We start from the raw sequence: 17,480 nt of genomic DNA, 5'->3' as shown, positions 1-17,480 counted from the left end.
CCCGGGTTCTGGACGACACTTTGCCCGGAAACAGCGGAAAAGGGGTCTTCATGCTTTCTTCGTCACAGCAGCAGCGCGCGGCGCGCAGCTATGTTTTGTCCGCCCTGGCGGCGCGCGGCATCGGTGTTGACGACGACGCCGGGCAGGCCTTCATGGCGCGGTTCGACGCGCAGTTTCCGCGCCTTTTCGAGCTTTTCGCGACGCTTTACGGCGACCACGACCGCTGTCTCGACCACCTGGCCGATCTGATCGCCCTTGCGCTGACGTCCTGGCGTGACCGCCCGGAGGATCTCAAGGCGCTGGATGCCGCGCGCGAGGCGCAGCCGGACTGGTTCCAGTCGAATAAGATGCTGGGTGCCTTCTGCTATGTGGATCGCTACGCGGGCGATCTTCAGGGGCTTAAGAAGCATGTGCCCTACCTCAACGAATTGGGCATCACCTATCTGCACCTGATGCCGCTCTTCGACTGCCCCAAGGAAAACTCCGACGGCGGCTATGCGGTGTCGAGCTATCGCGAGGTGCGGTCCGATCTGGGCACCATGGCCGACCTGCGCGCGCTGGCGACGGAACTGCGCGAATCGGGCATTTCACTGGTGGTGGACTTCGTGTTCAACCACACCTCGAACGAACACATGTGGGCGCAGAAGGCGGCGGCGGGCGACCCGGACTATTCCGATTACTACTGGATTTTCGAGGACCGGCGCATGCCCGATGCGTTCGAACGCACGGTGCGCGAGGTTTTTCCTGACGATCACCCCGGTGCCTTCATCCAGATGGAGGACGGGCGCTGGATCTGGTCGACCTTTCATTCTTTCCAGTGGGATCTGAACTATTCCAACCCGGCGGTGTTCTGCGCCATGGCGGGCGAGATGCTGGCGCTGGCCAATCAGGGCGTTGACCTTATCCGCATGGATGCCGTCGCTTTTATCTGGAAACGGCTCGGCACGCCCTGTGAAAGCCTGCCAGAGGCGCATTTGCTGCTGCGCGCGTTCAACGCCGTGTGCCGGATGGCGGCGCCGTCGCTTCTGTTCAAATCCGAAGCAATCGTGCACCCCGACGAGGTCGTGTCCTACATCGACCCAGAGGAATGCCCGATCTCGTACAATCCGCTGCTCATGGCGCTGAGTTGGGAGGCGCTGGCGACCCGCAAGGTCGAACTGCTGGACCAGGCGATCCGGCGGCGCCAGCCGATCAATGGCGACTGCGCCTGGGTCAATTATGTGCGCAGCCATGACGATATCGGCTGGACCTTTGCGGACGAGGATGCGGCCGAGCTCGACATCATGGGGTTCGATCACCGGCGGTTCCTGAACGCATTCTACACCAACCAGTTCGATGGAAGTTTCGCCCGCGGCGTGCCGTTCCAGTTCAACCCGCGCACCGGCGATTGCCGGGTTTGCGGCACCACCGCATCACTGACCGGGGTCGAAGCCGGGGATGCGGGCGGGATCGACCGGATGCTGCTGCTCTACGGCATCGCGTTTTCCGCAGGCGGCATTCCGCTTCTGTCGCTGGGGGACGAGGTGGGGCAGTTGAACGATCACGGCTATGCCAGCCGGGCAGGCCAGGCCAAGGACACGCGCTGGGTTGGCCGCCCGTTCCGGCCTGATGCGCTTTATGACCAGCGGCACGATCCCGACACCGACGCGGGCCGAATCTTTGCCGGGATGCAAAGGCTGATCGCCGCGCGGCAGGCGGCGCCGGGTCTGGCAGGCAATGCCATCGAAGGGTTCGACACCGGAAACCCGCATGTGCTGGGCTACCTGCGGCGGGGTGGGGGGCAGGAGGTCTGCGTACTGGCGAATTTTGCCGATCAGCCGCAGGAGATCCATGCCGACCGATTTATCGCCACGGCACCGCGCCTGACCGACCTGATCAGCGGCGAAGCCTATCACGTGCGCACCGGGGTGACGCTGGCCGCGCATCAGATTGTCTGGCTGGCGGATCAGGGGGCGACTTGACGGGCGCGCCGGTTGCCGCGCGTAGCCCCCGCGCGGACAGCGGCCAAAGGCCGCCGCGCGATCGCCAGACCGCCCCCCGGGCTGGCGATTGTCAGACGACAGCAAGACGCAGATGCGGCGCGCGGGGGTGCGGGGATTAAGTGCGTCGCACGGGTGTCGGATCGCCATCCCGCGGTCTGGCGAGCGCACACGACGAATATGCAGAGCAGGATCTCAGGGAAAAATTGGTCGGAGTGAGAGGATTCGAACCTCCGACCCCCTGCTCCCGAAGCAGGTGCGCTACCAGGCTGCGCTACACTCCGACCGTGGCGGGCGGGATAGCCCGTTGCGCGGCCTTTGGCAAGGGGTCACGACTGCGCTTTGCTGCGGTCCTTGCGGAGGCGCAAGAGCGTGCTGACCCGGGGCAGCGTACCGGTTTCATAGCGGCCGCGGTTCTGCAGCACGGGCGTGTTTTCCGACGCCCCTCCGCTGCCTTCGCGCAGCACGATATAGACACCGCTGGCGATGATGATCGCGGCCCCGGCCAGCGTCACGCGGTCGGGCCATTCGTCAAAGAACGCCGCCCCGAAAACCACGGCCCACAGGATCTGCGAATACTGCATCGGGGCGACGATCACCGCCTCGGCGGCCTTGTAGGCGTAGATGATGATCATCGACGCGGCAAACCCCAGCACCGCCATCGTTGCGTTCAGCGCCAGATGCTCAAGCGGCATGGGCACATAGACAAAGGCCGTCAGCGCCCCCATCACCACGAAATTGGTGAGCATCGGATACAGCACCAGAACCTCGGGCCGTTCGTCATTGCCGATCTTGCGCACGATGATCGAGGCAAGCGCCGACCCGAAGGCCGCCACCAAGGCGGCCAGATGTGCCAGGTCGAACTGTGTGACACCGGGGCGCAGAACCACGATCACACCGCCAAGGCCCATGATTACTGCCATCCAGCGGCGCAGGCGCACCTGTTCGCCCAGGATCGGGATCGACAGGATGGTGATGATCAGCGGTGCAGCAAAGATGATCGCATAGACCTGCGCCAGCGGCAGGTTGGAAAACGCATAGAACGCCGCCGCCGCCGTGGTGACCGCCGCCACGGTGCGAAGCGCGGTCCACCACGGATGATTGGGTCGAAGATGGCCGGGCCGCGAATCGCTGATCAGCATCCCGACAACCAGCGGAAAGCTGAAGAGGACCGAAAAGAAAACGATCTGGAACGGGCTGTAGGTCGCGCCAAGGCCCTTCACGATCAGATCGTGGGTGGCGTAAAGCCCAAAGGAAAGCAGCGCCAGCAGGGCGCCCTTGGCATTCGGTCCCATGACGGCCCCGCAGATTCGGATGGTGGAATTCGCGAGCAGCTAAACGCCCGGACACGAAAAATGGCAAGGGCGGAACCCTTGCCATTTCTGCAATGCAGCGATGCGCCCGGTGGGCGGCGGTGTCAGAGCGAGGCGTCGAGCGCCGCGACGATGGCGTCGCCCATCTCGGACGTGCTGACCGGGCTGCGCCCTTCTTCGCCCAGCAGATCGGCGGTGCGGTAGCCCTTGGCCAGGACCGCGTTGACCGCTTCCTCCAATCGCGTCGCCTCATCCCCCTTGTCGAAGGAATAGCGCAGCGCCATGGCAAAGCTCAGGATACAGGCGATGGGGTTGGCCTTGCCCTGACCGGCGATGTCGGGGGCGGAGCCGTGCACCGGTTCGTACAGCGCCTTGGGCCGGCCATTGGCCATCGGCGCGCCAAGGCTGGCCGAGGGCAGCATGCCCAGGCTGCCGGTCAGCATCGCCGCCAGATCGGACAGCAGATCGCCGAAAAGGTTGTCGGTCACGATCACGTCGAACTGCTTGGGCCAGCGGGTCAGCTGCATGGCGCCGGCATCGGCGTACATATGGCTCAGCTCGACATCCGGGTATTCGGTGTCGCCGATCTTCTGCACGACCTCGCGCCAAAGCACGCCCGATTCCATCACGTTGGCCTTTTCCATCGAGCACAGCTTGTTGCCGCGCTTGCGCGCCATCTCGAAGCCCGAGCGCGCCACACGCTCGATCTCGGATTCCGTATAGCGCTGGGTGTTGATGCCGACGCGTTCGTTGCCTTCCTTGATGATCCCGCGCGGCTCACCGAAATAGACGCCCGAGGTCAGTTCGCGGATGATCATGATGTCGAGCCCCGCCACGACATCCTTCTTCAGCGACGAGAAATCCGCCAACGCGTCAAAGCACTGGGCCGGACGCAGGTTGGCGTAGAGGTCCATTTCCTTGCGCAGGCGCAGCAGGCCGCGCTCGGGCTTCACGCTGAAATCGAGCGTGTCGTATTTCGGCCCGCCGACGGCGCCCAGCAGGACGGCGTCGACCTCATGCGCCTTGGCCATCGTGTCGTCATGCAGCGGTGTGCCGTGCTTGTCATAGGCGCAACCGCCGACCAGATCCTCGCTCACGTCGAAGGCCATGTCGCGTTTCGCGGCGAACCAGTCGATGACCTTGCGCACTTCGGTCATGACCTCGGGGCCGATGCCGTCGCCGGGCAGGATAAGAAGCGAGGGGGTGCTCATGTGCGGGTGTCCTTTGGTCAAAATCCGTTCCGCACCGGGTACTGCGCGCCGCACCCGGCGTCAAGAAACGCTGTCGGCAAGGGCCGCGTGCAGGCCGTCGTCCAGCAGGTCCCATACCCTGCGGATGCGCGGGGTCTGGCGCATCGCCTCGTGCGCGGCCAGCCACAGCGGCAGGGTCGGAAGTGGCATTTCGGGAAAAAGCCGCTCGACCAGCGGGTCGGCATCGGCGACCCGGCATTGCGCAAAACCGATGCCGCAGCCCGCGCGCACCAGTTCCCAATAGACACCGTGATGGTCGCAGCGGGTCGCGAACCAGTCGCGCGTGGCCTCGAGTCCGACATCCCGCATGCCGCGCAACATCATGTCGGACCGGTCGTACCCGACCAGGTCCATGGTCCACAGCGCGTCGGGGGTGTCGGGCCGACCCGCGCGGTCGAGGTAGGACCGTGCCGCATAGATGCCTAGCGGAATGTCGCAGATATGCTTGGTCAGGATGTCGAGCTGTTCGGTGCGGTACATGCGCACGGCGATGTCAGCCTCTCGATAAAGCAGGTTTTCGACGGTGTCGGTGGGCACGAGGTCGATACTGATTTCGGGTTCGGTGCGGCGGATATGGGCGATGATCGGCGGCAGCAGGTGCTGGGCGGTAAAGACGCTGGCGGTGATCCGCACCGGCCCCGACAGCCGGTCCGACCGGCCCGCCGCCGTCAGCCCCAGCGCCAGCGCGCCTTCGGCCATGGCGCGGGCATGCGGGACCAGCGCGCTGCCGGTTTCGGTCAGCTTCAGCCCGCGCGGCTGGCGGTGAAACAGCGTGACCTCAAGCGTGTCTTCGATCTGCCGGATCTGCCGCCCGACGGTGGGCTGGCTGGTGCCGAGGCTGCGCGCCGCCTCGGACAGCGACCCTGTATCGGCCACGGTCAGAAAGGTCTGTATCAAGGTCCAGTCAAGGGTCGAGAGCGGCTTCTTCATTCATTTATGAATACACGATCTGCGCATTCAGGCAATTCCCAGCTGAATTTGAATGCCGCAGTCTGAGGTTGGGATTTGCAGAGGAGGTCTTTCGATGACTGGAACAGTACTTATCCTTGGGAGCAGCGGCCGGTTCGGGCGCCACGTGGCCGAGGTCTTCTGGAACCGGGGCTGGCGCCTGCGAATGTTCGACCGGGCGACCGACGATCTGGCGTTGGCGGCGCGCGGGGCAGATGTGATCGTGAACGGCTGGAACCCGCCCTACGACCGCTGGCAGGCCGAGGTGCCGACGCTGACACGCGCGGTGATCGACGCGGCGCAGGCGTCGGGCGCCACGGTTCTGATCCCCGGCAACGTCTATGTCTACGGCGCCACCGCGCCCGAGGTTCTGGGCGCGGCCACGCCGCACCGGGCCGACAATCCGCTGGGCCGCATCCGCCGCGAGATGGAGTCGGCCTATCGCAGCGCGGGCCTGCGCACGATTGTCCTGCGGGCGGGCGATTTTATCGACAATCAGGTCTCGGGCAATTGGTTCGACCGGGTAATCGCCGCAGGGGTGGCCCGGGGCGGGTTCAGCTATCCCGGCCCGCTGGATGTGCCCCACGCCTGGGCCTGGCTGCCCGATCTGGCCGAGGCGGCCGAACATCTGGCGCGGCACCGCAGCACCCTGCCGACATTTGCCGATGTGCCGTTCCAGGGCTACACTCTCACCGGACGGGACCTGCACCGCGCCGCCGAAGCCGCGCTGGGCCGTGGCCTGACGCTGCGCCAGATGTCTTGGCTGCCGCTGCAGCTGGCATCGCCGGTCTGGCCCCTGGCGCGGCACCTACGCGAAATGCGGTATCTCTGGTCGATGCCGCACCGCCTAGCCGCGGCAGAGGTCTTGCGGAGCCTGCCCGTCACACCGGTCGAAGAGGCGCTGTCGCAAGCGCTGGCGCCGTTGGCCCAGGTGTTGGCACCCGACAAGCTCAGGGTGGCAGCGTGATATCGACCCAGACCATGCGGTGCGGCCCGACCGGTTCGGACAGGCCTGCATCGGTTACCGTCAACGCGGCGCCCGGCAGGACATAGCTGACCCGCAGGGGCCCGACCTGGGGCCAGTCGGCGGTGGGCCGGCCCGGCAACGGGTCCTGCAGCGCCGGATGGGCCAGCAGATCACGGATCGCCGCGCTGCGTCCATCACCTGCCACCGGGTCGAGATTGGCATTGCCCATTACCACGATATCGCTTGTCACCGCCCCGAACCCGCCGTCCAGGAACGCGGTCCAGAACCGCACCTCGTCGGCATTGCGGCGCCCGTTGCGATCCTCGGGCCCGTCAAAGACCGGCGGCGTTGCGTGAAATGCGGTGACCGACAGAGTGGCGCCCCCGGGGCGGTGCAACGGCACCAGCCAGTGGCCCGCGGACGACAGGCGCTGCACGTCGCCGCCGGGATCGTCCGATGCGATCAGGCTGCCCGGCAGGTCGCGCCAGAGCAGCGTGGAAAAGTTCCGCACGTTTTCGCGGTCAATCTCCAGCCGCGACAGGATCGCCATGCCGCCCTGTCCGGAAAACCGGCCATAGCCTTGCGCATCGCGCGGCAGGCCCAGCCGCCCGTCGCCATCCAGATCGCGGCCCGTCGGCAGGCCGGTGTTGGGCCGCAGCGCAAAAAGATGGGGATAGTCCGCGCCGCTTTGGGCCAGCCCGTCGCGCAGGGCGCTCAGCGCGGCAAGACCGTGGTCGTAGTCGATGCTGGTGAGCAGCAGCACATCGGGGTCGATGCGGACGATGGTGCTTTGTACGGCCTGAAGCTCTGCATCATCCGCCCGCAACAGATCGCGCAGCAGAACACCCGGCCCGTCGCGGACCAGGGGCGCGTGCCAGGTGGCGATGCGCAGGGTTTCGGCGCGCGCGGCAAAGCTCAGCGCAAGGCTGACCGCCAGGCACAGGACCGCAAGGATCAGGCGATCTGCAATTCCGCCTGCGCATAGGCGCGGCGGCGCTTTTCCTCGATCAGGTCGGCGATGCGCAGCAACGCCACGCCGCGCATGATCAGGCTGGCCGGCAGAAAGGCCCATGAGGTTATCGTCCAGATCATCGTCTGCGGATCGGCAAAGCCGATCGGGTTCATCAGTTCCGAAGCAGCCTTGAGCACTGCCGGGATCAAGAATGGCAGCAGAAAACCTAATGCCACGTTAATGTTGGCGTCCCGGCGCAGCCGGTAGAGCACGTCGCCCCCCGCCGTCGGGTCGAAAAGCGGCAGGTTCACCCAGAAATTGAACGCCCCGTTGCGGAGCGGCCAGACCAGGTAGCGGATCAGCAGATAGACGACCACGGTGCTGGAGGTCGCGATCATATAGGCCAGTCCCGCATGGATGCGCAGCGTTTCTTGCAACGCAAGGGGCGCATCCTGGGGCAGGATCAGCAGCATCAGCCGCACGGGCGAGAACGGGAAGTCGAGCATCGCGCCGACCTGCGCGCCAAAGCCGGTCACAGCGTCTGTCAGGGCCGACGGGTCGGTGCTGCCCCGGCTGACCAGCGTCAGCATCAGGATCGTGGTCAACAGCGCGATGAAGCGCATGCGGTTGAAAGGCGGTGCATCGCGGAATTCGATCAGGCTGGGATAGCTGCTGACGTATTCGACAAAGGTCAGCAGAGCGGCAAGCAACGACAACAGGGCGATTATCTGGGTCGTGTCGGGCGCCACGCCGGGCAACATCAGCGCGGGCAATGCGATCAGCATCGACACCAAGAAGGCGCGCACGCCAGCGCTGATCATGCGGGTGATCACGGTTACACTACCCCTTCAAATCGGACGGAAACGGTACTCTGCCGCGACCTTGTTCCAACTTGCCAGCGCCGATTGTGGCGCGTTGCCTCATTCTTGCCCAATTCTTGCCTTCTTTCCTCTGACGGCTCAAGCACAGGGGAAACAATCGCGAAGGTTTGGGGCGAGATAAGGGAGAACATGGTGCCGGATTGCATCAACTTGAGATCAGAAATGGGGCAGCCTTGTGAGTGATCCCAATATGTTGTGGGCGGCTGTTGAAGTGGCTCAAGGGGCGCGGAAACGCACGCCGGTGTGCGTGTCCGGCTCGCTGTCGGGCCTTGGTCGCAGATTGGCCCGTTTCTGCGGTGCGTTCACCGGAGTTGATCCGGCCCAAAGCGGCAAGCGCGAGGATTTTTCGCGCGATCCCCGTGGCCCATCGGCAAAGTCCCGCCTGTCACCGCGCGGAACCCCGCCGGACCGGCCCGCGTTGATCGGCGTCGGATAACGGAGCGCAGACTATGGCATATGAGGAAGGCGACACCGTCGCATGGGACTGGGGCAACGGCACCGGGCAGGGCGAGGTGCAAAAGGTCTATACCCAGAAGATCACCCTAAAGATCAAGGGATCGGAGGTGACGCGCAACGCGTCAGAGGAGGAACCGGCCTACCGCATCGTTCAGGAGGATGGCGACGAGGTGCTCAAGAGCGAGAGCGAACTGCGCAAGGCAGGCTGATCCAGTTTCGTCTGGCGCGCCGACCGGTGGTCCGACCGACACGCCTGGCGTTCAGACCCAGGGACGGGCTTGGGCCGCCTGTGCTTCGAACGTGTCGATGGATGCGGACTTTTCCATGGTCAGACCGATATCGTCGAGGCCGTTCATCAGACAATGCTTCTTGAAGGGGTCCACGTCGAAGGTGAACACCTCACCATCGGAGGAGGTGATGGTCTGCGCGTCGAGGTCGATCTCGATCCGGGCGTTGGCGCCTTTTTCGGCGTCCTTCATCAGGACATCCACCTGCTCTTGCGGGAGGGCGATCGGCAGGATGCCGTTCTTGAAGCAGTTGTTGTAGAAGATATCGGCAAAGCTGGGCGCGATGACGCAGGAAATGCCGAAATCCTTGATCGCCCAAGGGGCGTGTTCACGGGACGAGCCGCATCCGAAGTTGTCGCCCGCGACCAGGATTTGCGCGTCGCGATATTGCGGCTTGTTCAGCACGAAATCGGGGATTTCGTTGCGGTCGTCATCATAGCGCATCTCGTCGAAGAGGTTCACGCCGAGGCCCGAGCGCTTGATCGTCTTCAGGAACTGCTTGGGGATGATCATGTCTGTGTCGACATTGATGATCGGCAGCGGCGCGGCGATGCCGCTGAGTTTGTCGAACTTTTCCATTTTCCGTCTCCTGACGGGCGCTGCTCCTCGGCCCTTGCGGCCCTCCTCGCGAGGAAAGTCCGCAAGGGCTTGAGGAGCGCGCCGGTTACATCATCTCGCGCACGTCGGTCAGCCGCCCGGTCACCGCGGCGGCGGCTGCCATGGCGGGCGACATCAGGTGCGTCCGGCCCCCGCGGCCTTGGCGGCCTTCGAAGTTGCGGTTCGACGTGGCCGCACAACGTTCGCCGGGGCTGAGCTGGTCGGGGTTCATCGCCAGGCACATGGAGCAGCCCGCCATGCGCCATTCGAACCCGGCGTCCTTGAAGATATCCGCCAGCCCTTCCTCTTCGGCCTGGGCGCGCACGAGACCGGAACCGGGCACGACCATCGCGCGCAGGCCGTCCTTGATCTTCTTGCCCTTGAGGATCGCGGCCGCGGCGCGCAGATCCTCGATCCGGCCGTTGGTGCAGGAGCCGATGAACACGGTGTCGATCTCGATCTCGGAGAGCGGCGTGCCGCCGGTCAGCCCCATGTAGTCGAGCGCGCGCTTCGCCGCGTCGACCTTGCCGCCCTTGAAACTCTCGGGCATCGGCACGCTTGCGGTGATCGGCAGCACGTCCTCGGGCGAGGTGCCCCAGGTGACCACAGGCGCGATATCCTCTCCGCGGATCGTCACCACCTTGTCCCAATGCGCGTCGTCATCGGAATAAAGCGTCTTCCACCAGTCCATCGCCGCTTCCCATTGCGCACCCTTGGGCGCATGCGGGCGACCCTGGACATAGGCAAAGGTCTTTTCGTCCGGCGCGATCAGACCGGCGCGGGCGCCGCCCTCGATGGCCATGTTGCAGACCGTCATGCGGCCTTCCATCGACAGATCGCGGATCGCCTCACCGCAGTATTCGATGACATAGCCGGTGCCGCCCGCGGTGCCGGTTTCGCCGATCACCGACAGGGTGATGTCCTTGGCGGTCACGCCCGGGGCCAGCTTGCCGGTGATCTCGACCTTCATGTTCTTGGATTTCTTCTGGATCAGCGTCTGCGTCGCCAGCACGTGTTCGACTTCCGAGGTGCCGATGCCGTGCGCCAGCGCGCCAAACGCGCCGTGCGTCGCGGTGTGGCTGTCGCCGCAGACCACGGTCATGCCGGGCAGGGTCCAGCCCTGTTCGGGTCCGACGATATGAACGATGCCCTGACGGACATCCGACACCGGGTAATAATGGATGCCGGTTTCCTTGGCGTTGCGGTCCAGCGCCTCGACCTGGATGCGGGATTCCTCGTTCTCGATCCCCTTGGCGCGGTCGACGGTCGTGGGGACGTTGTGATCGGGCACGGCGATGGTCTTGTCCGGCGCGCGGACGGTGCGGCCCGCCATGCGCAGGCCTTCGAAGGCCTGCGGGCTGGTCACCTCGTGCACGAGGTGGCGGTCGATATACAGAAGGCAGGTGCCATCGTCGGCTTCGTGCGCGACATGGGCATCCCAGATCTTGTCATAGAGCGTTTTGGGGGACATGCGTCCTCTCCCTTGCTAATTCCGTGGGTGTTCAGCAGACAGACGATACCGCGCGCCGAACCGGGCGCGGACGGGCGCAGTTATAGTCGGGCCAGCACGGTGTGCGTTGCGCCGAAAAAGCGTTCGCGCAGCCGGGCGCGGTCGTCGATGTCGAAAACCGGTGTCATGACCGGGCAGATACAGCGTCGGCCCCCATCTATCAAGGGCGCTGTGCCGGGCGGGCGGGGCCGGGCCGCCTGCGACAAACGCGCACCGGGGTTTGATGCCGGCACCGGCCCATCCCATATCCGAAACTGCGAACCGGAGATGGCGATGCCCAGCAAGCTCAATCTACTCAACCTCGCCCTGATGGCGATCCTGATCGTGGCGGGGGTGTCCGTGGTCGCGGGCGATGTCGGCGCAGGCCCGGTTGTTGCGGGTGCGCTGCTGCGCTGAGCCCGGTCAAGGGTGCTTGCGTGGACCCCTTAGCAATGCGACGCTGCCTTTGATCCACCATAGGGCCGCCGCATGAACCCCGAAGAAACCGACCTTCCGCCGCTGGAGCAATTGCAGGAAATCGCGCTGATGCTGCTGGCCCGGGGCGAGGTGTTTCTGAACGGGCTGATGCGGCCCTGGAACGCCTACCAGCTGGTGATGGCGCTTGCGGTTTTCCTGGTGGCCTGGGGTTTGGCCGCCGTGCTGCGGCCCAGGTTGCACGACTGGATGCGCACGCGCGAAGGTTGGCCCAAATGGCGGCTGCGGGTTCTGCTGATCCTGCGCCGGCGTCTGCGGATGGTGCTTTTCGTCATCCTCATATGGATCCTCGCCTGGATCATGCAGGCGATCACCTGGCCCTCACGCTCCTATCTTCTGGTGATCATCGCCAACCTGGCGACCGCGTGGCTTTTCATCGCCTTTGCCACCCGTCTGATCGGCAACCCGCTGCTGCGCTCTGTCGTGCGCTATGGCGCCTGGATCTGGGTGACGCTGCACATTCTGAACCTCACCAGCGAGGCGCGGAACGTCCTTGAAAACATGGCCGTCAACATCGGCGAAACCCGCCTGACCATGTGGCTGGCGGTGCAGGCGGCGGTCACGGTGGCGGTGCTGATCATCGGGGCGCGGTTCCTGGCCACCACCAGTTCCGCCCGCATCCGCCGCAATGACGACATCAGCCCGTCGATGCAGGTGCTGGCGATAAAGTTCCTGCAGGTGTTCCTTTACGGCGCTGCCTTCTTTGTCGGGCTGCGGCTGGTCGGGGTCGATCTGACCGGGCTTGCGGTCCTGTCGGGGGCGATCGGTGTGGGCCTGGGCTTCGGTCTGCAAAAGGTGGTGTCGAACCTGGTGTCGGGGATCATCATCCTGCTCGACAAGTCGATCAAGCCCGGCGACGTGATCAGCCTTGGCGAAACCTTCGGCTGGATCAACAGCCTTGGCGCCCGCTACGTGTCGATCACCACCCGCGACGGCAAGGAATACCTGATCCCGAACGAGGATCTGATCACCGGACAGGTGGTGAACTGGTCGCATTCGAACGATTTTGTCCGGCTCGACATCTATTTCGGCACCGCTTACGGCGACGACCCGCACAAGGTCCGCAAGATCGCCATCGAGGCCGCCGCAGGCACGGCGCGGGTGCTCAAGGACCGCCCGCCGGTCTGTCACATCGTGGGGTTTGGCGACAGTTCGGTGGACTACATCCTGCGCTTCTGGATCCGCGACCCCACGGGCGGACTGACCAATATTCGCGGCAACGTCTATCTGGCGCTTTGGGATGCCTTCCAGGCCAACGACATCTCGATTCCCTTCCCGCAGCGCGAGGTCAAGGTGCTGGAAGGATCGCAGATGGAGACGACGCGCAGCGCGGCACTGGATTGATCGATTCGACGGGGCTGCGTTAATCAAGCGTCAACCGATTGCTGGCACCCTGCCCGCATGAGCCAAAAATCTCCGATTCCGCCCGGCGACGCCATCCTGCCCGACTATGTCGATCGCGGGCCGCATCTGGCGTCTGCCCGTGCGATGCCGGGGCTGGCCGCGCCACGCCCCCGCAGCGCGGTGCGCTGGCGCAGGCTTCTGGCGCTTCTGACCCTGCGGCATTTCCCGGGCGGCACGCCCCGGTCCGGGCTGGGCGCACCGCGCGGGCGGCCCTGACGCAGCGCCGTCAGGCGCCGGTCCAGTCCAGCACCACCTTGCCGCTTGATCCGCCGCGCATCGCGGCAAACCCTTCGGCGAAATCGTCGACGCCAAAGCGGTGGGTGATCACGCCGCGCACATCCAGCCCGTTTTCCAGCATCGCGATCATCTTGTACCAGGTCTCGAAAATCTCGCGGCCATAGACGCCCTTGAGCGTGATTGCCTTGAAGACGATGCGGCTCCAGTCCACCGGCGACTTGCCGGGCGGGATGCCCAAGAGCGCGATGCGCCCGCCCATCACAAGCGCCTCGACCATCTGATCAAGCGCGCGCTGATTGCCCGACATCTCGAGGCCAACGTCAAAGCCTTGCTTCATCTTGAGGCGCGGAATGACCTCGGCCAGATCTACCTGCGCCACATTGACCGGAACAACGTCCGCCACTCGGGCGGCCAGGGCCAGCCGTTCGGAGTTCACATCGGTGATCACAACATGCCGCGCGCCCACGTGCCGGGCAACGGCAGCGGCCATGATCCCGATCGGCCCCGCGCCGGTGATCAGCACGTCCTCGCCCACCAGGTCGAAACTCAGCGCGGTGTGCACTGCATTGCCCAGCGGGTCGAGGATCGCGCCGATCTCGTCGTCTATGGCATCGGGCAGCGGCACGACGTTGAAGGCGGGCAGCCTCAGGTATTGAGCAAAGGCGCCCTGTTCGTTGACCCCGATTCCGCGCGTCGCAGGGTCCAGGTGGAACTTGCCCGCCCGACTCTGGCGCGAGGTCTTGCCGATGAGGTGCCCCTCGCCCGAACAGCGCTGACCCAGTTCCAGCCCCTCGACGGCGCGGCCAAGCTCGACAATCTCGCCCGCGAACTCGTGCCCGGTGATCAGCGGGACCGGGACGGTGCGTTGCGCCCAGTCGTCCCAGTTCCAGATGTGGACATCGGTGCCGCAGATGCCGGTCTTTGTGACCTTGATCAGCACGTCCTCGGGTCCGATCTCGGGCACCGGTGCGCGCTGCATCCAGAGCCCTTCGCGCGGTTCGGCCTTCACAAGGGCTTTCATATCGTTGTGCATGTCAGATCACTCCGGTGGCTTTGCCCACGGTGCCAAAGGCGGCAAGGGCGGTGTCCAGATCATCGCGTGTGAGCGCGGCGTTCATCTGCGTGCGGATGCGGGCGCGGCCCTTGGGCACGACCGGATAGAAAAAGCCCGACACATAGATACCTTCGTCAAACAGCCCCCGCGCCATGGTCTGCGCACGCGGCGCGTCATGGGTCATCACCGGGATGATCGGATGTTCGCCCGGCAGCACCTCGAACCCCAGCTTTTCCAGCCCGGCCCGCCAGTGGGCGGCATTCTCGAACAGGCGCGCCCGCAGCGCGTCGCCCTCGGCGATCAGGTCCAGCACCTCGATCCCCGCCGCGACCACGGCAGGCGGCAAGGCGTTCGAGAAAAGGTAGGGCCGCGCGCGCTGGCGCAGCAGGTCGATCACCGGCTGCGGCCCGGCGATATAGCCGCCGATGGCCCCGCCCAGGGCCTTGCCCAGCGTGCCGGTCAGAATGTCCACGTCGACGCCAAAATGCTGGGGCATACCCGCGCCCGTGTGGCCCATGAAGCCGGTGGCGTGGCAATCGTCCACCATGGTCAGCGCCTCGTATTTTTCGGCCAACGCCACGATTTCGGGCAGCGGGGCCAGGTAGCCATCCATGGAAAACACGCCGTCCGTGGCGATCATGACATGCCGCGCCCCGTCCGCGCGCGCCTGTTTCAGCTGCGCCTCGAGGTCTTCCATGTCGGCATTGGCGTAGCGATAGCGCTTGGCCTTGCATAGCCGCACCCCGTCGATGATCGACGCGTGGTTCAGGCTGTCGCTGATGATGGCATCCTCGGGCCCCAGCAGCGGTTCGAACACCGCGGCATTGGCATCGAAACAGGCGGCGAAAAGGATGCTGTCATCCTTGCCCAGAAATGCTGCGAGCTTTTGCTCCAGCTGCCTGTGCAGCTCTTGCGTGCCGCAGATGAACCGGACGCTGGCCATGCCGTAGCCCAGATTGTCCATCGCATCCTTGGCCGCCGCGATCAGCCGCGGGTGGTCGGCCAGCCCAAGGTAGTTGTTGGCGCAGAGGTTCAGCATGCCCTTGCCCCCCACGGTGATCCGCGCGCCCTGGGGCGAGGTCAGCGGGCGTTCGGTCTTGGTCAGCCCGTCCTCTTCGATCGCGCGAAGGGTATCGGTCACCTGGGTCAGAAAAGCCTGTGTCATGTCATCCTCCGAGTCGCGCACCGCTTGCGTGGTTGTTAGCATAGCGGACGGCATTCCGAAATACCGGAAATCCATCTAAACGGAATTTTTCCAGCATTGCGGATACGCCGCCGTAATATCCAGCGCCTCAGGCGTCCTGCACCACCAGGAACGCCCGCGCGGGCCCCTCTTCGGCACGGATGCCATGCGGCACGTCTGCGGCATAGCGGGCCGTATCCCCCGCGGTGAGGGTCACGCGGCTCTCGGCCGAGCTGACCGATACCTGCCCGTCGATCACCGTCAGGTGTTCGCGGGCGCCCCGCCGGTGCGGATCGCTCAGCAGCGCGCCGCCCGCGCCCAACAGCACTTCGTAAACCTCGTGCCGCCCTGCATCTTCGGGCGGCGACAGGATGCGCAACCGGCAGGTGGTGCCGCGGTTGTCGATGGTCGGCACCTCAGTTCCGCGCAGCACCTCGATCTGCGCCGCCGCTTGCGCGCCGTCCAGAAGGCCCGCGAAATCCACCTGCAACGCCCGCGTGAGGTTCCACAGCGTCGCGATGGTGGGCGACGACGATCCGCGTTCGATCTGGCTGACCATCGACCGGGACACCCCCGAAAGCTTGGCCACCGCATCGAGAGACAGCCCCTGCGCACGCCGCGCCTCTTTCAGGCGGGTGGGCAGGCGTTGCAGGATATCGTCGGCATCATCCGTCATATGGGATGTGATGCCCTGCACGCGCCGGGCCTGTCAATGCGCCACGCCCGTCCATCGCCTGACGGAACGTAGGGGCTGACATTGCGGAGCGGCCTGCGCATAGTTGCGCCGAACAGACCCGAGGAGATCACAATGTCCGACGATATCGTCATCCTGAGCGGCGCGCGCACCGCCATCGGCACCTTCGGCGGCAGCCTTGCCGCCACACCGCCCATCGCGCTGGGCGCCGCCGTCACCAAGGCCGCGCTCGAGCGTGCAGGCGTCGAGGGCGGCCAGATCGGCCACGTCGTCTTTGGCCATGTCATCAACACCGAACCGCGCGACATGTACCTGAGCCGCGTGGCGGCGATGGACGCAGGGATTCCCGACACAACGCCCGCGATGAACGTCAACCGCCTGTGCGGATCGGGCGCGCAGGCCATCGTGTCGGCGGTGCAGTCGCTGATGCTGGGCGATGCGGAGTTCGCGGTGGCGGGCGGGGCGGAGTGCATGTCGCGCTCGCCCTTCATCATCCCGGACCAGCGCTGGGGCGCCAAGATGGGCGACGTCAAGACGCTCGACATGATGCTGGGCGCGCTCAACTGCCCGTTCGGCACCGGGCACATGGGCGTCACGGCCGAGAATGTCTCGGGTGAGCATGACATCAGCCGCGAGGCGCAGGATGCCTTTGCCATGGAAAGTCAGGAACGCGCCGCCAAGGCGATTGCCGAGGGCCGGTTCGCCGACCAGATCGTGCCGGTGGAGGTACGGGTGAAGCGCGACACCGTGGCCTTCGACACGGATGAACACCCAAAGCAGACCAGCCTGGAAAAGCTTGCCGGGCTGAAGCCGGTCTTCAAGAAGGACGGCAGCGTCACGGCGGGCAATGCCAGCGGCATCAACGACGGTGCCGCGGCATTGGTCTTTGCCCGCGCCGGAGCGGCCGAGGGGGCCGGGCTCAAGCCCCGCGCACGAGTTCTGGGCTATGCCCATGCCGGGGTACGGCCCGAGGTGATGGGCATCGGCCCCATTCCGGCGGTCGAGTCGCTGATGCAAAAGACCGGCCTCAGCGCCGGGGATTTCGACGTGATCGAAAGCAACGAGGCTTTTGCGGCGCAGGCGCTGGCGGTGAACAAGGCGCTGGGACTGGACCCGGCGAAGGTAAACCCCAATGGCGGGGCCATCGCGCTGGGGCATCCGGTGGGCGCGACGGGCGCGATCCTGACGGTCAAGGCGCTTTACGAGCTTGAGCGAACCGGCGGCACGCGCGCGTTGATCACCATGTGCATCGGCGGCGGGCAAGGCATCGCGCTGGCCATCGAACGGCTTTGAC

Annotated in this window: 17 protein-coding genes and 1 tRNA gene; 7 read left to right on the top strand and 11 right to left on the bottom strand. The window is 65.3% G+C overall.

The genetic code is table 11. From position 1 onward, the window contains the following. Positions 1–50 precede the first annotated feature (50 nt). Entirely contained in the window at positions 51–1,961 is a 1,911-nt protein-coding gene (locus ACOXXX_RS15740) for an alpha-amylase family glycosyl hydrolase (protein ID WP_422827560.1), read from the top strand. 225 nt (positions 1,962–2,186) lie between these two features. Here ACOXXX_RS15740 and ACOXXX_RS15735 read toward each other — a convergent pair. From ACOXXX_RS15735 to ACOXXX_RS15720, 4 genes are all read right to left on the bottom strand, one after another. Beyond that, positions 2,187–2,263: transfer RNA gene (locus ACOXXX_RS15735), tRNA-Pro, on the bottom strand. 45 nt (positions 2,264–2,308) lie between these two features. Continuing rightward, positions 2,309–3,274: a DMT family transporter gene (locus ACOXXX_RS15730; RefSeq protein ID WP_422827559.1), complete on the bottom strand. Its 966-nt coding sequence runs from the start codon at positions 3,272–3,274 to the stop codon at positions 2,309–2,311. Positions 3,275–3,396: 122 nt separating this feature from the next. Continuing rightward, a complete protein-coding gene (gene leuB, locus ACOXXX_RS15725; protein WP_422827558.1) occupies positions 3,397–4,503 on the bottom strand; it encodes a 3-isopropylmalate dehydrogenase in 1,107 nt (368 codons plus the stop codon). Positions 4,504–4,563: 60 nt separating this feature from the next. Next, positions 4,564–5,472, bottom strand: a complete 909-nt coding sequence (locus ACOXXX_RS15720) for a LysR family transcriptional regulator (RefSeq protein WP_422827557.1) — start codon at positions 5,470–5,472, stop codon at positions 4,564–4,566. Positions 5,473–5,566: 94 nt separating this feature from the next. Between ACOXXX_RS15720 and ACOXXX_RS15715 the strand changes: the two genes are divergently transcribed. Continuing rightward, positions 5,567–6,457: an epimerase gene (locus ACOXXX_RS15715; RefSeq protein WP_422827556.1), complete on the top strand. Its 891-nt coding sequence runs from the start codon at positions 5,567–5,569 to the stop codon at positions 6,455–6,457. Here ACOXXX_RS15715 and ACOXXX_RS15710 read toward each other — a convergent pair. Together ACOXXX_RS15710 and ACOXXX_RS15705 are read right to left on the bottom strand one after the other, a co-directional pair. Then, entirely contained in the window at positions 6,441–7,529 is a 1,089-nt protein-coding gene (locus ACOXXX_RS15710) for an endonuclease/exonuclease/phosphatase family protein (RefSeq protein WP_422827555.1), read from the bottom strand. The two genes, ACOXXX_RS15715 and ACOXXX_RS15710, sit on opposite strands and share 17 nt — an antisense overlap. Continuing rightward, positions 7,412–8,242 carry a hypothetical protein gene (locus tag ACOXXX_RS15705; protein ID WP_422827554.1) on the bottom strand — a complete coding sequence of 277 codons (831 nt, stop codon included), beginning with the start codon at positions 8,240–8,242 and terminating at the stop codon, positions 7,412–7,414. Before ACOXXX_RS15705 ends, ACOXXX_RS15710 begins: the two co-directional genes overlap by 118 nt. A gap of 497 nt (positions 8,243–8,739) precedes the next feature. Here ACOXXX_RS15705 and ACOXXX_RS15700 point away from each other — a divergent pair, with 497 nt between their 5' ends. Next, positions 8,740–8,955, top strand: a complete 216-nt coding sequence (locus ACOXXX_RS15700) for a DUF2945 domain-containing protein (protein WP_422827553.1) — start codon at positions 8,740–8,742, stop codon at positions 8,953–8,955. Between the two features lie 51 nt (positions 8,956–9,006). On the opposite strand, the gene leuD is transcribed toward ACOXXX_RS15700, so the two are convergent. Continuing rightward, positions 9,007–9,612 (bottom strand): 3-isopropylmalate dehydratase small subunit, encoded by a 606-nt coding sequence (leuD, locus tag ACOXXX_RS15695; protein ID WP_422827552.1) that lies wholly within the window; start codon positions 9,610–9,612, stop codon positions 9,007–9,009. Between the two features lie 85 nt (positions 9,613–9,697). Continuing rightward, entirely contained in the window at positions 9,698–11,101 is a 1,404-nt protein-coding gene (gene leuC, locus ACOXXX_RS15690) for a 3-isopropylmalate dehydratase large subunit (RefSeq protein ID WP_422827551.1), read from the bottom strand. A gap of 312 nt (positions 11,102–11,413) precedes the next feature. On the opposite strand from leuC, the gene ACOXXX_RS15685 reads away from it, so the two are divergent. From ACOXXX_RS15685 to ACOXXX_RS15675, 3 genes are all read left to right on the top strand, one after another. Next, positions 11,414–11,536 (top strand): hypothetical protein, encoded by a 123-nt coding sequence (locus tag ACOXXX_RS15685; protein ID WP_422827550.1) that lies wholly within the window; start codon positions 11,414–11,416, stop codon positions 11,534–11,536. Between the two features lie 72 nt (positions 11,537–11,608). Beyond that, the gene (locus ACOXXX_RS15680) at positions 11,609–12,958 is read left to right on the top strand and encodes a mechanosensitive ion channel family protein (protein ID WP_422827549.1); all 1,350 of its coding nucleotides are present in this window, start codon (positions 11,609–11,611) and stop codon (positions 12,956–12,958) included. A 57-nt stretch (positions 12,959–13,015) separates the two neighbouring features. Next, positions 13,016–13,234, top strand: coding sequence for a hypothetical protein (locus ACOXXX_RS15675; RefSeq protein WP_422827548.1), 219 nt, complete (start codon positions 13,016–13,018; stop codon positions 13,232–13,234). Between the two features lie 10 nt (positions 13,235–13,244). On the opposite strand, the gene tdh is transcribed toward ACOXXX_RS15675, so the two are convergent. From tdh to ACOXXX_RS15660, 3 genes are all read right to left on the bottom strand, one after another. Then, a complete protein-coding gene (gene tdh / locus ACOXXX_RS15670; RefSeq protein WP_422827547.1) occupies positions 13,245–14,288 on the bottom strand; it encodes an L-threonine 3-dehydrogenase in 1,044 nt (347 codons plus the stop codon). A gap of 1 nt (position 14,289) precedes the next feature. Then, complete coding sequence (locus ACOXXX_RS15665) at positions 14,290–15,474, bottom strand: glycine C-acetyltransferase (protein WP_422827546.1); 1,185 nt, start codon at positions 15,472–15,474, stop codon at positions 14,290–14,292. Positions 15,475–15,601: 127 nt separating this feature from the next. Beyond that, positions 15,602–16,168: a helix-turn-helix domain-containing protein gene (locus tag ACOXXX_RS15660; protein ID WP_422827545.1), complete on the bottom strand. Its 567-nt coding sequence runs from the start codon at positions 16,166–16,168 to the stop codon at positions 15,602–15,604. Between the two features lie 132 nt (positions 16,169–16,300). Between ACOXXX_RS15660 and ACOXXX_RS15655 the strand changes: the two genes are divergently transcribed. Next, entirely contained in the window at positions 16,301–17,479 is a 1,179-nt protein-coding gene (locus tag ACOXXX_RS15655; RefSeq protein ID WP_422827544.1) for an acetyl-CoA C-acyltransferase family protein, read from the top strand. Position 17,480: the final 1 nt, after the last annotated feature.

The organism is Thalassococcus sp. BH17M4-6 (assembly GCF_049323015.1).
Classification (GTDB): Bacteria; Pseudomonadota; Alphaproteobacteria; order Rhodobacterales; family Rhodobacteraceae; genus Puniceibacterium.
This window is presented reverse-complemented; position numbering and strand designations above follow the sequence as displayed.

What these genes read in the sequence shown, in the direction of transcription:
- tdh (WP_422827547.1), bottom strand. Translation starts at nt 14,288, where the DNA reads ATGCACAACGATATGAAAGCCCTTGTGAAGGCCGAACCGCGCGAAGGG.
- ACOXXX_RS15715 (WP_422827556.1), top strand. Translation starts at nt 5,567, where the DNA reads ATGACTGGAACAGTACTTATCCTTGGGAGCAGCGGCCGGTTCGGGCGC.
- ACOXXX_RS15730 (WP_422827559.1), bottom strand. Translation starts at nt 3,274, where the DNA reads ATGGGACCGAATGCCAAGGGCGCCCTGCTGGCGCTGCTTTCCTTTGGG.
- ACOXXX_RS15685 (WP_422827550.1), top strand. Translation starts at nt 11,414, where the DNA reads ATGCCCAGCAAGCTCAATCTACTCAACCTCGCCCTGATGGCGATCCTG.
- ACOXXX_RS15660 (WP_422827545.1), bottom strand. Translation starts at nt 16,168, where the DNA reads ATGACGGATGATGCCGACGATATCCTGCAACGCCTGCCCACCCGCCTG.
- leuC (WP_422827551.1), bottom strand. Translation starts at nt 11,101, where the DNA reads ATGTCCCCCAAAACGCTCTATGACAAGATCTGGGATGCCCATGTCGCG.
- ACOXXX_RS15680 (WP_422827549.1), top strand. Translation starts at nt 11,609, where the DNA reads ATGAACCCCGAAGAAACCGACCTTCCGCCGCTGGAGCAATTGCAGGAA.
- ACOXXX_RS15655 (WP_422827544.1), top strand. Translation starts at nt 16,301, where the DNA reads ATGTCCGACGATATCGTCATCCTGAGCGGCGCGCGCACCGCCATCGGC.
- ACOXXX_RS15710 (WP_422827555.1), bottom strand. Translation starts at nt 7,529, where the DNA reads ATGGGCCTTTCTGCCGGCCAGCCTGATCATGCGCGGCGTGGCGTTGCT.
- leuD (WP_422827552.1), bottom strand. Translation starts at nt 9,612, where the DNA reads ATGGAAAAGTTCGACAAACTCAGCGGCATCGCCGCGCCGCTGCCGATC.
- ACOXXX_RS15665 (WP_422827546.1), bottom strand. Translation starts at nt 15,474, where the DNA reads ATGACACAGGCTTTTCTGACCCAGGTGACCGATACCCTTCGCGCGATC.
- ACOXXX_RS15675 (WP_422827548.1), top strand. Translation starts at nt 13,016, where the DNA reads ATGAGCCAAAAATCTCCGATTCCGCCCGGCGACGCCATCCTGCCCGAC.
- leuB (WP_422827558.1), bottom strand. Translation starts at nt 4,503, where the DNA reads ATGAGCACCCCCTCGCTTCTTATCCTGCCCGGCGACGGCATCGGCCCC.
- ACOXXX_RS15720 (WP_422827557.1), bottom strand. Translation starts at nt 5,472, where the DNA reads ATGAAGAAGCCGCTCTCGACCCTTGACTGGACCTTGATACAGACCTTT.
- ACOXXX_RS15740 (WP_422827560.1), top strand. Translation starts at nt 51, where the DNA reads ATGCTTTCTTCGTCACAGCAGCAGCGCGCGGCGCGCAGCTATGTTTTG.
- ACOXXX_RS15700 (WP_422827553.1), top strand. Translation starts at nt 8,740, where the DNA reads ATGGCATATGAGGAAGGCGACACCGTCGCATGGGACTGGGGCAACGGC.